7 protein-coding genes are annotated in these 13213 nt (G+C 39.6%); 1 reads left to right on the top strand and 6 read right to left on the bottom strand.

The annotated features are described in order from the left end of the window. Positions 1 to 504: 504 nt before the first annotated feature. The 6 genes from ACI7T6_RS01570 to ACI7T6_RS01545 form a co-directional block, all read right to left on the bottom strand. Positions 505 to 3552 carry a hypothetical protein gene (locus ACI7T6_RS01570; protein ID WP_404665842.1) on the bottom strand — a complete coding sequence of 1016 codons (3048 nt, stop codon included), beginning with the start codon at positions 3550 to 3552 and terminating at the stop codon, positions 505 to 507. A gap of 219 nt (positions 3553 to 3771) precedes the next feature. Beyond that, a complete protein-coding gene (locus tag ACI7T6_RS01565; protein ID WP_404665841.1) occupies positions 3772 to 6843 on the bottom strand; it encodes an efflux RND transporter permease subunit in 3072 nt (1023 codons plus the stop codon). Further along, positions 6840 to 7898, bottom strand: coding sequence for an efflux RND transporter periplasmic adaptor subunit (locus ACI7T6_RS01560; protein WP_404665840.1), 1059 nt, complete (start codon positions 7896 to 7898; stop codon positions 6840 to 6842). Before ACI7T6_RS01560 ends, ACI7T6_RS01565 begins: the two co-directional genes overlap by 4 nt. Before the next feature lie 9 nt (positions 7899 to 7907). Beyond that, positions 7908 to 9302: a TolC family protein gene (locus ACI7T6_RS01555; RefSeq protein WP_404665839.1), complete on the bottom strand. Its 1395-nt coding sequence runs from the start codon at positions 9300 to 9302 to the stop codon at positions 7908 to 7910. Between the two features lie 89 nt (positions 9303 to 9391). Further along, positions 9392 to 11131: a phosphoenolpyruvate--protein phosphotransferase gene (ptsP, locus tag ACI7T6_RS01550; protein WP_404665838.1), complete on the bottom strand. Its 1740-nt coding sequence runs from the start codon at positions 11129 to 11131 to the stop codon at positions 9392 to 9394. A 3-nt stretch (positions 11132 to 11134) separates the two neighbouring features. Further along, positions 11135 to 11404, bottom strand: coding sequence for an HPr family phosphocarrier protein (locus ACI7T6_RS01545; protein WP_404665837.1), 270 nt, complete (start codon positions 11402 to 11404; stop codon positions 11135 to 11137). 323 nt (positions 11405 to 11727) lie between these two features. Between ACI7T6_RS01545 and ACI7T6_RS01540 the strand changes: the two genes are divergently transcribed. After that, positions 11728 to 12990 carry an NAD(P)/FAD-dependent oxidoreductase gene (locus tag ACI7T6_RS01540; RefSeq protein ID WP_404665836.1) on the top strand — a complete coding sequence of 421 codons (1263 nt, stop codon included), beginning with the start codon at positions 11728 to 11730 and terminating at the stop codon, positions 12988 to 12990. The last annotated feature ends 223 nt before the right edge of the window (positions 12991 to 13213 follow it).

The following is a 13213-nucleotide window of genomic DNA, read 5'->3' as shown; positions in this document are numbered from 1 at the left end:
TAACGTTTATTTTTGAAGAAAGGGGGGATATGACTCTCCAATATGCGATCATCTCTACTTCTTTTACAATCAAAAGCTTAAGATTGCTTTATTTTTTCAGAAAAAAAATCTATTCTAATTTTTAGAAAATAACCTATTACTCTTTCTAAAAAAGATAAAGTTAAGAAGGATCATAGAGTGCAATCATTTGAGAAATAAGAAGCCTCTTAACAATGATAAGATCAAGAGATATCCTATTTTCAGCTATCACCTCTCTAATACCCATTAAAAACACCTCTTCTAAAAAATGAGGCTGATTTACGGATTATACAAGAGCTTCTAAAAGATGCTCATATTGCAACAACAGACCGTTATACACATGTGAGCCGTAAGCATTTGCACACAGCTTTTGAAAAGTTTCATCCTAAGTTTTCCTAAAAGCTGTTTTGAACTTAAGATCATTTCTGACATAAAAAAAGAGGAGTAAAAAAAGATTTTTTACTCTTCTTATCAAGAAGCTAGCTCTTAGCCGTGTAATAAGTCTCTTTTACTTGGAGCCATTCTCTTCCTTTGCTTCATCTCCTCCCTAGATAGGGTGTCTCCATTCATCAATTGAATCGAAGGAAGTGGAGGTTTTATATTCAAAAGTCTTTCATAGACATCTTTATAATTTACACCCAGTTCAATCACCTTGCAATAAAGTTTTTCTAAAGAAAAAACTTTCCCCTCAACCGTGACATCCTCCTCTGTCTTCTCTAAGGTGCTTGCTAAGTAGTAGTAAGCTAGAGCCTTCTCCCCTTTATCTTCTAAATTGTTATTGCGTATATGTTCAAGAGCTCTTAAACAAAGCTGCCTCTTAGAAAGCATCTCTTCTCTCACCTTAATTGATTCATTTTTCAAAAGAGGTATGGCTAGCCTAAGATGAGGATGACTCTTTTTTGGAGTGAGTGTAATGGCTTTAACATACAAATCTCTTTTAGACATCTTATCTCTACCCATCTGGATTTTTTTCTGCTTGATATGATTGGCAAGATAACAGTAAGAGTCTGCATCACTCGGATCTATCTCAATCGCCTTAACATATAACTCCTTACGTGAAATCGTGACAATTTCAGGAATTTTGCCTTCAATAGTCCATGTTAATTCTTCTTCTTCTTTGAGAGTATCGGCTATCCAGTGGTATTTTTCAACTGTCTCAGGAAGAAGCTTCATTCCTTTATAATACAGCGCTTCTTTAGACATCTTTTTTTTATTGATTAACGTTAATGACTCCCCTTTTTTAAGAAAAGCAGCAGCTTCAATATAGAGCCTACCATCTGTTGGGTCTATGTCAATGCATTTCAGATAGAGCCCTTTTTTATCAATTTTCTCTCCATTTACAAGCTCAACGGGGTCTCCTTGGTCAATCTTATCAGCAAGATTTAGATAAGCCTCTTTTTTATCAACAGCCCTTTCAACTCCTTGAATATACTTTTCCATCAGATCAACTGTTTCTGCTGCTCTCTTAAGATGATCCTGGTTCCATTTCTCTTCTCTTATAGTAACTGTTTCGCCTTCTTCTAAAAGGTGTGCCAACCGCCTATAGGCACTACTTTTATGACGATTCAGATGAACTACTTTAAGATAGAGATCTTTTTGCTCAAATTTCTGTCCTGATACAGTTACTTGTTCATCATGATTTAATAGCTCTGCTAAATCAAAGTAAGGTTGACTATGGCGAGCCCCTAATTCAATTGCCTTAATATAGAGCTCCTTCTTGGAAAACGTTTTTTCTCCGATAGTAACTGTTCCATCATTTGGAATCATTTGTGCGAGTTGTAAATATACAGAAGGCTGATCAGGATTACACTCTAAGGTTCTTTGTAGAAGGGTTTGTTTATTGAACTCTCCCTCTTTTAAGACGATCGTTTTTTCTCCATCTAACTGAAGCGCAAGTTCTAGATAAGGATCTGCATAAAAGGGATCTAGATCAATGGCAAGTTGATATAGCGCTTCTCTTGAATATTTTTTTGCATTCATTTCAAAAGGTCTCTTACCAATTAACGTCTTTCCAATCGCTACATAAGCTCTTGGCTCTTTAGGATTGATTTTTATAGCCTCTTGATAAAGCTCAAGGGAAGAAAAACTCTCAGTACTATTTTTAAAAAGAGGCTCCTTTTCTCCAGCCTCTAAGCAAGAGCCAATACCCACATAGGCAGCAGAGTCGTGAGGATTGCGCCGCACCGCTTCAAGATAAAGCCCTTTTTTTGTCATGGATTTAGGCAAGGAAGCCGTTTCATCTTTTTGTAAAAGATCAGCTAGCATGACATACACTCTACTCTCTACAAATCCCTTTTTAATCGCCTCACATAAGAGGTCTTTTTTTACAAATTCCTTACCAGCAATTAAAAAAGACTCCTTAAGGGTTGCTAGAGAAGCTAGGTGAAAAAATGCTTCAGGGTATCTGTCATCTTTTTCAATGACTTGTTGATAAAGTTCTTTTTTTGTGAATAGTTTACCTTGATAGGTCATCCCTTTTTTAGGAAGAATTTGAGCGAGTTTGAAATACGGCTCGCTTGCTTGTGCCCCTAGTTCAATCGCTTTAAGATATAGCGTCTCTTTTGTAAACGGGGTTTGATTAATTGGAATGACTTCATCTTTTATATGATTAGCAAGATCAATATAGGGCCTAATTTCCTCCAAAGAAAGCTCAATAGCTTTTATATAAAGCGCTTTTTTAGATTGAAGCTCTTCACCAAGTCCATTAATAGAGCCGCCTTCTTGAAAACTATCTCCAAGAGCTGCATAGGCAATTGCGAGATTTGGCTCTTTTTCAATAGCCCTTAAATAAAGTGCTTGCTGCCCTAGTTCTTCACCTAAAATGGGGAATTTTTCTTCACCTTGAAGAAGTTTTCCTACATGGACACACGCCTCACTATTATTAGGATCTAATAATAGAGCCTGAAAATACAAGTCACTCACACTATACGTTTTTTCTTTGATCTTAATTTCACTTTTTTTCTCTTCTACTAAGATATTAGCTAGATCGCAATAAGCGATGCTATCTTGCGCATCCAGCTCAATCGCTGTTGTATAGAGTAATTCCCGGGAAAAAGATTTTTTATTTAAACTGACTGTCTCTCCTAGGGAGAGTGTTTTTGCAAGATTTCGATACAGCTTTCCATTATCAGGCTCATCTCTTAGCCGTTTTTTAAACTCTGAAGTCGGAATTTTTTTCAGCTCTAAAGGAGATAAATTGTGCGCAATATCCACTTCTACAGGCACAGGAACAGGTGCTGGTGTTGTTCTTATCAGAGGTCTTTCTAGAGGAGGCTGCTCATGCAAAGCAGGTGTTAAAAGAGCAATCTGCCTAGCAATTTCTCTTAATTTATGATCAGGTTCATATTTTTCAATCAGCTGTTGATCAATCGGACACACTTTTCTTTTTCCCATGATCAGTTTTGCAACATCTTCATTCACATGATGCCCGCACGGAAATAACCTAACAGCCTCTGTTAAGCAGTCATGTAAAACAGGATCAGCAGCGGCTTGTGTTAAAGACTCGATAATGGAAGATAAGGGCCTGATGGTCATAGAAAAACTCCTTGTAAATAGCCTTAAGAGCGTCTTCTCTTTTTTAAGAGAAAACAGCCATCTCAACAATTTTAAATTTTATTTTTTTGTTTCAAGGCGATTAGGTTATCATACCGTTTATTTTTGAAGAAGAGAGGATATGGCTCTCAAATGGGCATGATTGCCCCTACTTCTTTTACAATCAAAAGCTTAAGGAGGCTTTATTTTTTTAGATAAAATCTATTCTGACTTCAGAAAATAGCTTCGTATCCTTTCTAAAAAAAGATAAAGAGCCGGAGTGACATAGAGCGTAATCACTTGAGAAATGAGAAGCCCTCCAATAATCACAAGACCAAGAGACCGTCTACTTTGAGCTGTCATCCCTCCAATCCCTATGGCAATGGGAACTGCTCCCATGAGCGCTGAAAATGTTGTCATTAAAATCGGACGAAACCTCTCTAAACACGCTTGAGTGATAGAGTCGTGATGTGTTTTGCCTTGTTTAAAGTAGGTTGTTGCAAAATCCACCATCATGATGCCATTTTTCATCACAATTCCTAAAAGAAGAATAAGTCCTACAAAGGCGTAAAGAGAAAGAGGCTCTCTAAAAAGAGCAAGTGTCGCAAGCCCCCCAAAAGCAGCAGGAGGAAGTGTTGACATCACCGTGAGCGGATGTAAAAAATCTTCATATAGTATGCCTAAGATCACATAGACCACGAAAAAAGCAATCACAAGAGCAATGTAGAGACTGCTCAAAGAGCTTTGAAACACCTCGGCATTTCCTTGAGCCGTCCCGATTACAGTTGAGGGAAGTGTTTCTAGAGCCACTGTTTTAATCTGCTCTAACACAGGCCCAAGCGGCGCTTTACCAATATCAAAGAATAAGTTCACAGCTGGCATCCCATTAATGCGGTTAATATTTAAGGGACCAACTGTTTCATGAGCTTTGACTAAACTACTTAGCGGCACAAGGGGGCCTTTTGAAGATCTGACATAGAGTTGATTGAGATTAGTTTTATCTCTGGAAAACTTTTTTTCCACCTCTAAAATCACATCGTATTGATTTTGAGATTGATTCATGAACGTGATTGGGCGCTTTCCAAAGGCATATGATAAAACAGACTCAATCCCTTCTGCAGAGACACTTAAGAGATCAGCTTGATCTCTTTGAAGAGAGAGAAAAAGACCTGGTTGTTTAAGCTCCATATCAGAGCTCACTTGTTTGATTTCAGGGATCATTTTCATCTTATTCATGAACGTATCTGCTACTAAATAGAGATCTTCTGTATTTAAACTTTGCAGAGTGTATTGATAAGCTGCATTTGTGCTTGAAGTGCTCACCTGAAGATCAATGAGAGGAAGCGGCTTCATGTAGATTTTAGCTTTGGTAGAGGTTTCATAAACCTTGTTAAAATCGTCCATCACCTTAAAGATAGATTCTCTTTCTTGAAAAGGTTTTAGACTCACAAAGAGGCCGCCTTTATTACTATCTGGAAACGGGGCGATCGAGATGATTTCTTGAACTGCTGGATGAAACCGAATTTTTTGCTCAAGTTCCTTCTGAATGGTTTTCATCTCATGAGGAGATGTGCCAGGTAGTGCTTGCGCGCGCATGATGATGAGGCCAAGATCATCTGGGGGTAAGAAATCAGAAGGAAGTAAGACAAAAAAGCCCACGGTGGCGCTAATACAAATGACGCAAATACTTAGCACTGCCTTAGGACAGGCTAGCGATTTTTGGAGTGTTCTTTGATAGATTGTTTGCAGCGCCTCTTGAAAAGAAGAGGAGAATTCTTGCATCTGACTTTTGTGTGGCTCCCGTGTTTTTACAGCAATAAAGCGGCTACATAGTAAAGGTGTGAGTGTTAAAGAGATCACTCCTGATAATCCAATTAAGATGACAATCACGAAAGAAAACTCATAAAAGAGCTCTCCAATTACCCCCTTCATCGCAAAAAGAGGGATAAAAACCGCACATAAAGCAAGGGTCATCGAGACAACAGTCATCACAATTTCCTTTGAGCCCTCAAGTGCTGCTTGTAGAGGAGGTTTTCCCATCTCAGCGTGCCGCATGATATTTTCTAACACAACAATGGCATCATCAACTAAAAACCCTAAAGAGAGCGTGATAGCTAAAAGAGATAAAATATCTAAACTAAGGCCCCCCATCAGCATCACTGTAAACCCTCCCATGACAGCCAAGGGAAGCGAGAGGGCTGGAATGAGAGTATTGCGTAGTTTTCCAAAATAAAAAAAGATCACCCCGATCACCAGAATAAAGGAAAGGATGACGGTGATCTCTACATCAAAGAGAGATTCTTGGATAAAATCTGATTTATCGAAAAATTTTTTCAGTGTAATGGAACCAGGAAGTGTGGATTTGAGATGCGGTAATACTTCATCAATGGCTTCAATCACCTCCATGGTGTTGACACCTGGCTGCGTTAAAATCCCAAAGATCACGCTATCTTGCGCCCCCTCTTCTGTAAGTAGCTGCTGATACTCTTGATCACTAGATGTTGAATTCACAGCTCTTCCCACATCTTGAATCCGTACAATTTGATTATTACTATTTTTAATGACCACATTGTCATAGTTAAATGTTTTTTCTAGCTGACCGTCTGTTGAAATCATGACCTCTTTATAAGGGCCATTAAGCACACCTATAGGAAGGTGGGTATTAGCTTTTTCTAAAGCGATAGCCACTTCATCAATTCCAATGCCTCTTGCTGCAAGCTTTTGAGGATCCACTTGAACCCGAATGGCAAAAGGAGAGCCGTACACTTCTACTTTAGCCACTCCTGATACGGTGCTCAGTCTCTCGCCCACTAACGTGTAGGCGTAGTCATAAAGCTCATACCGCGGCATGGTTACTGAGGTGAGGGCAAAATATAAGACAGGCGTCTGCGCCGTACTCACTTTACTGTAGGTTGGGGCATGGGGAAGATCTTGAGGAAGATCTCCAAGCGCTGCATTAATCGCAGATTGCACATCAAGCGCTGCTCCGTCGATATTTTTATTGAGATCAAACTGTAAAACAACGTTTGCACTTCCCAAAGAACTTGTCGACGCTAAGGTTTTTAACCCCCCAATGGTTAAAAACTGCCTCTCTAGCGGGCTGACAACCGTGTTTGCCATCACCAAAGGGCTAGATCCTGGATAACTGACTGAAACGGTGATCGCTGGATAATTGACATTTGGAAGCGCGCTTACGGGAAGTTTTTGATAAGCGAGGACTCCAGAAAAAATCACTGAGGCCGTCAGTAAAAGGGTCATAACAGGGCGGTGAATAAAGAAAGAAGAGAGGTTCATCGTTTAACCTGAACTTTAACCCCTGGTGTTAAATGAATTTGCCCCTCCGTCACCACTCTTTCACCGGCATTTACGCCCTTTGTAATCACAACAGATTGCAGATCATCTTGTCCTAACATCACTTCTCTTAATTCGACTGTTTGATCATCTTGTAAAACATAAATATACGGGCCTTTTTGCCCGGATGATACTGATTGTGAAGGGAGCGTGATAGCCCCTTTTTGAGTGGTTAAGATCAGCCTCACATCTGCAAACATCCCCGGCCATAATACCTGATCTTGATTGGGAAATAGTGCCTGTAAAAGACAGGTGCCAGTCAATTCATTAATGGCATTATCTATTAGAAAAAGAGTGCCTTCAATCCACTTATTTTGATAAAAAATCTCTGTCTTAAGAGACCCTTTAGCTTGAAAAGAGGTGATGAGTCCAAAATCTTTTTCAGGGACATGAAAGGTAAGACGAATCGGGGTAATTTGATTTAACGTCACTAAAGGGCTCTCTCCCCCTACTGAGATGTAACTTCCTGGGTCTTGATAAAGTTTTCCCATGACCCCTGTAAAAGGCGCGTAAATGCAGCAGTTATCTAAATCAAGCTGTGCTTTTCTTAATAAAGCTCTAGACTCTTCAACAGCCGCTTCTGTGATTGATAGATTTGTTTTTAAATTTTCATAATCTAACTGAGAGATATAGTTTTTTAATTGAAGATCATGATACCTCTTGAGGGTGTCTTGGGCTTGCTGATAAAGCGCTAAGTTGTGATTTAAAACTGCCTCACACTGCTGAACTGCTGCCTCAAAAGGCGCCTTATGAATAGTTAAAAGAAGATCTCCTTTGTTAACAGATTTGCCTTCGATAAAATGCACCTCTTCTAAAATACCACTCACCTCAGATTTGAGGCTAACTTGTAAGTTCGGCTCAATATGCCCTACATACTCTAAAAAAAGAGGGACATCTTGCTGCATTGCAGAGGCGATCTTCACATATGGAAGAACCGGCGCCTTATGTATTTCTTTAGAACAACTACAGAGTAATAAGAAGAGCATCCATTTTTTCATTTTCTCTCCTTAAGATAAAGGGGCTAAAAGCCCGGTGACATAATGCAAATTCACAAAGGCACTTAATAGCTCTGTTTGACTTTTTACAAGCTGTGATCTAGCTACTCCTAATGTATTTTGAGAAGTTGTGAGCTCAAGAATAGACCCTACACCTGCTTGATACCTTCCAAGGGCCGCTTCATACTGCTCTAAAGAAGCCTTTTCAAACGCCTTTGCAAGCTCTAATACAGTCGTTGATGTTTGCATAGCCGCATGACAGGTGATCACCTGCTCTCTTACAAGAAGCTCACTTTGTTTTAAAGAAGCAGCGTACACATCTCTTAAAGACTTTTCCTTTTCTAGCTGATTGAGGGAGGAAAATCCGCTAAATAACGGAATATTTAAAGCAATTACACTGCTATAGTTTATGCCTACATCTCCTCCTGGTTTTACCCGGCCTGTAAAAGCTGAGAGATCGTATGTCACCTCTGGAAAAAACTGCCTTTTAGCCCCTTTAACTCTAAATTCTTGAGCTCTAAGAGATGCCTGACTGGAGAGTAAATCAGATCTTTTGGCTAAAGCAATCTTTAAAAGAGCCTCAGTGTCGTAGTGAGTCACTAAGCTATAAATTTTATCAAAACACGCCTCAATTTCCACAGGGTGATTACACTTCATCCCTATTTGCGTTAACAAATTAGCCTTAGCCTCTATGACCTTTTGCTTTTGCAGGGCCACTTCAATTTGTGCTTTTAAAAGCTCTGTTTTTGCTTGTAACAGATCAGAGGCGTCTTTAATGCCGAGCGTTACCTCTTTTTCAACGATATGCTCTGTTAAAGCGGCAGTGTTAACATTTAACTCTTGGGATGTGAGCTCATTTTGCTGACTGAGGTAGCTATAGTAACTAAAAAGTGTTTGCTGAAGTGTGGTTTGAATTTGGTAGCGATGCAGACAATCTGCGCTCAAAAGCGCTTCTTTGGCAGCTTGAATTTGCATGCTTGTTTGTCCAAAGTCTAAAAGAGTGTAGGTTAAATCTAGCTGAGGGCCCCACTCTGTTGCATATTCTGAGATGACTTCAGGTGAGAGCGCAGCTGTCACAGGCTCTTTACTTCTACTCAGTTGATACCCCCCTGAAATGATGGGGAAGTCCCCGCTTTGAGACTCTCTCCAAGTAGCTGCTGCAACTCTTGCCTCAGCCCACGCTTTAGCTGTAGAGGGGTTGTGAGATAGCGCTAGGTGAATGATCGCCTCAAGCGTTAAAGTAGACGGTAGCTCTTCTTCTAAAGCTTTTTCAGGTGTGATAGGAGCGGCATAATAGCTACTATTTTGAGATACGCTATAAGGCGCTTGATCAATGACTGACCGACTTGCCGTACAGCTACAACTGACCCAAAGGAGAATCACCCAAATTTCAACCCTTTCTTTCATGAAAATGGGATATAAAGTAACTGTTATTTTTTTGGGAACATTTTTTTTGATTTCAATAAAAGAAATTCAAAAATGAATCTACTTAAACCCTATCTCTCCAAAAAAGCAGAAATTTCCTGAGAGGTTTTTAATGAAAGAATGTGCTTTGCCATCCCTGTTGCCTGAGAAAGTGAAATGCCTCTTAATGTCTTTTTAATGAGCGGTAAAAATCTGGGGGCGCAGGAAAATTGACGCATCCCTAAGCCCAAAAGAAGCTCTGTAAAACGGGGATTTGAAGCCATCTCTCCGCAAATAGTCACAGGTTTTGCCTGCTTATTCCCCTCTGTTAGCACCATATGAATCATCCGTAAAATGCCAGGATGTGTCGGGTGATAAAAAGGGGTGATATCAAAATTAGTTCGATCAATCCCTAACGTATATTGAATAAGATCGTTTGTCCCGAGCGCTAAGAAATCACTCTCTTCAGCAAGAGCGTCACAAATGAGGACAGCTGACGGCACTTCTAGCATGCATCCAATCGGCGTAGTTTTTAGAAAAGGGATATGCTGCAAAAGGAGCTCTTCTCTCACCTCATCTACAACCCTCTTACCCTCTCTTAACTCTTCAATGCTTGTGACAAACGGGAATAAGATCCGTAAATAAGGGTAGTTATAGCCCGCTCTTAAAAGCGCTCTTAGCTGCACTTTAAAGATATCTTTTCTTTTAAGAAGAAACTGGATACCTCTTGACTCTACCATCAGCTGCTCTTTCATCTCTTGGGTAGATTCCATATATTTATCTCCGCCAAGATCCATGACTCTCACTGTCACACTTAAGCTACCTGACTCTTTTAAGAGCTCTTCATAAATACGGTACTGCCTCTCTTCATCAAAAAGAAGCGCGTTATCTTGTAAGAAGAGGTATTCAGATCTAAAGAGTCCAATCCCTTCCACTTTATGATACGAGGCAAGCTTTGATTCTCCTAGATGATTAATATTGGCATAAAGCTGAATGATCTCTCCATCTAAGGTTTTGGAAGGGAGATCAATCCCGTTTTCTAATTGTTGATATTGCTTATCAAGAAGCTTTTTAAGTGCTAGGTATTTTTCTAAGGTTGACTGAGAGGGGTTTAAGATAATATCACCTGTTCTTCCATCCACAATGACAGAATCACTTTTAATCTTTTCGATGAAATCAATCGCCACATTAGACACATAAGGAATCCCTTTAGCTCTTGCAATCAAAGCAGCATGCGACATGCCTCCCCCAGCTTGGGTGACAAAGGCACTGACATAAGAGGTTTGAGGAGAGGCGGTATCAGAGGGAACAAGCTCTCTTGCAAAAATGATGGCATCTTTAGGCACTTGATCAAAGGGTACTTTATGAGAATCACTGAGCTTTCTTAATACTCTTCTTGAAAGATCTTTAACATCGCTCAGTCTTTGTTGAAAGAAAATATCTTTGCTACGCCCCAGCCGTCTTTCATAGTCGTTAATGACAATATGAAAAACCGATTCTGTGTTTTTGAGCATCTCTTGGATTTTACACTCCATGTGCGTTGTCATCAAAGGGTCCCCTAGCATCTCAATATGGGTGCTGATGATGGCAGCTACTTCACTAGAGCCTGCTTGTGTGAGATCTTCATGAAGTCTTTTTAAATCTTCACGGCTTGAGACAAGCGCTTGCCGGTATCTTCCAATTTCTCCTTCAACTTCCCCCATTGTAATGGGAAAATTCGGAATTTCTTCAGCTTCTGGGGAGAGAAAAATCGGTTTTCCTATCGCAATTCCTTGGCTAATAGGAGCGCCTTTTAATCTGATCTCATGTTGTCCATTTCCTTGATGATCCAAAAACTACTCTCCAAATCGATTTTCAAAAACCTCAATCAATCTTGCCAGCGTCTCATCGGCATCTTCCCCTTCAATTGTGACGGTAACAAGACTATTTTTTTTGATCGCTAACATTAAAATGCTCATGATGCTACGCGCATTGACGGTCTCTTTTTGATACGAAAAGGAGACTTGAGACTTTGAAGTTTGTAGAAGTTTTGCAATGGTTGCAGCTGGTCTTGCATGTAACCCTAAAGCGTTTTTAACTTTGAGCTTATGGACGATTTTTTTCATAAAAACACCTCGCTATTATTTTGATCTATGGCTGATCAGCTTGATTTTTTCAAGCAAAGGGAAGCAAAAAATATCCCCTCACTAGCCATTACCAAATGAGGTTAAAGTTTAACTTGATTAGTTATAAAGGTGCAACCCCTAGTTGATAAAAAATGTTTGCATGGATTTTTTTTTGCTAAGAAAGAGTTAAAATATTACCATTTTTTGTTTTTCTCTATTTGAACTAGGAAGGTTTTTCTACAATTTCACTTCTTTCAAATATAATCTGTAAAAATGACTAAAAAGATGACATTTATATTCACCCTAAGCTATAGACCAAGAGTATGAACCCTAAAAAAATTATCATTATTGGCGGAGGCTTTGCAGGTCTTAACGCTGCTAAAGCTTTAAAAAACGCACCTGTTGATATTTTACTCATTGATAAAACCAATCACCACCTCTTTCAACCGCTTCTTTATCAAGTTGCAAGTGCAGCGCTTTCCCCTGGAGAAATTGCCATACCCATCCGGGAAGTGCTTCGAAAACAAAGCAATGTGACTGTCGTGATGGGAAATGTTACCTCCATTGATAAAGAGAAGAAAAAAGTACATCTCTCTCATCAAGAAGAGTACAGCTATGACTATCTTATTGTCTCTCCAGGAGCTAGGCACTCTTACTTTGGACATGACGCTTGGGAAGAGTTTGCTCCTGGTCTTAAAACAGTGCAAGATGCGCTTAAAATTAGGGAATCGATTTTACTCTCTTTTGAAAAAGCAGAATGTACAGAGAGTCTAGAAGAGAGAGAAAAATATTTAAATTTTATCATCATTGGCGGCGGCCCGACAGGTGTGGAAATGGCAGGCGCCATTGCAGAGATTTCCCGTCAAACACTCCGTAAGAACTTCCGCAAAATTAACCCTGAAAAAGCCAAGATCTATCTTATAGAAGCCGCTCCCCGTATTCTTCCGATGTACCCTGAAAGTCTCTCATTAAGAGCCAAGCGTGATTTAGAAAAATTAGGAGTCACTGTCTTAGAAGGGGCAAAAGTGATAGATGTCTCATCCAACGGGGTTCAAATTGAAAAGGGGTTCTTCTCCTCGCATAATGTCCTATGGGCAGCAGGAAACCAAGCTTCTTCTCTTTTAAAAACGCTCAATGTCCCGCTGGACCGGCAAGGAAGGGTGATTGTAAAAAGTGATCTTTCTCTTCCAGATGATGACTCTATCTTTGTGATTGGAGATGCTGCCTGTGTTTTAGGAAAAGATCAAAAACCGCTTCCTAGTATTGCGCCTGTTGCGATTCAACAAGGAAAGTATGTCGCTAAACTCCTCTCTAATTTTGAAAAAGAAAGACGTCCGTTTTCCTATTTTGATAAGGGAAGCATGGCAACAATTGGAAGAGGAAAAGCAATCGTCTCTGTAGGTAAGCTTAAATTTACTGGCATTTTTGCCTGGCTCATGTGGTGTTTTGTGCATATTGCATATCTCATTGGATTCCGTAACCGGCTTTCTGTCATGATTGAATGGATATTTTGCTATTTAACAGGAAAAAGAGGATCAAGACTTATCTACGGGGAAAAACAAGATATTAGCTCTATCAAAGAGTGATCTTTTTTAATTTTGTCAGCAATGCCCTCATATGAGGGTATTGCTCCTCAAATGGCTCTTTCTAAAATTCAATATTTAAACAGTTCAAAATGAAAATCCAACCTTTCATGAGATAAGCTTTCAGCTCTTTTTAATTCTCGCGTATGGGGAAACCTACTCTTGCTTTGCTGAAGTTTTTAATCCATTAGCCCTGATAAGAAAAATGCTCCCCCTTTGACGGGGT

The sequence above is a fragment of the Rhabdochlamydiaceae symbiont of Dictyostelium giganteum genome, assembly GCF_964291045.1.
In the GTDB taxonomy this organism is placed as follows: Bacteria; Chlamydiota; Chlamydiia; order Chlamydiales; family Rhabdochlamydiaceae; genus PALSA-1444.
Note: the sequence above shows the minus strand (reverse complement) of the source record. Positions and strands in the feature narration are given on the sequence as shown.

Excerpts from the sequence above, each read along its gene's own strand:
- ACI7T6_RS01570 (WP_404665842.1), bottom strand. The coding sequence starts at position 3,552 with ATGACCATCAGGCCCTTATCTTCCATTATCGAGTCTTTAACACAAGCC.
- ACI7T6_RS01565 (WP_404665841.1), bottom strand. The coding sequence starts at position 6,843 with ATGAACCTCTCTTCTTTCTTTATTCACCGCCCTGTTATGACCCTTTTA.
- ACI7T6_RS01555 (WP_404665839.1), bottom strand. The coding sequence starts at position 9,302 with ATGAAAGAAAGGGTTGAAATTTGGGTGATTCTCCTTTGGGTCAGTTGT.
- ACI7T6_RS01560 (WP_404665840.1), bottom strand. The coding sequence starts at position 7,898 with ATGAAAAAATGGATGCTCTTCTTATTACTCTGTAGTTGTTCTAAAGAA.
- ACI7T6_RS01545 (WP_404665837.1), bottom strand. The coding sequence starts at position 11,404 with ATGAAAAAAATCGTCCATAAGCTCAAAGTTAAAAACGCTTTAGGGTTA.
- ACI7T6_RS01540 (WP_404665836.1), top strand. The coding sequence starts at position 11,728 with ATGAACCCTAAAAAAATTATCATTATTGGCGGAGGCTTTGCAGGTCTT.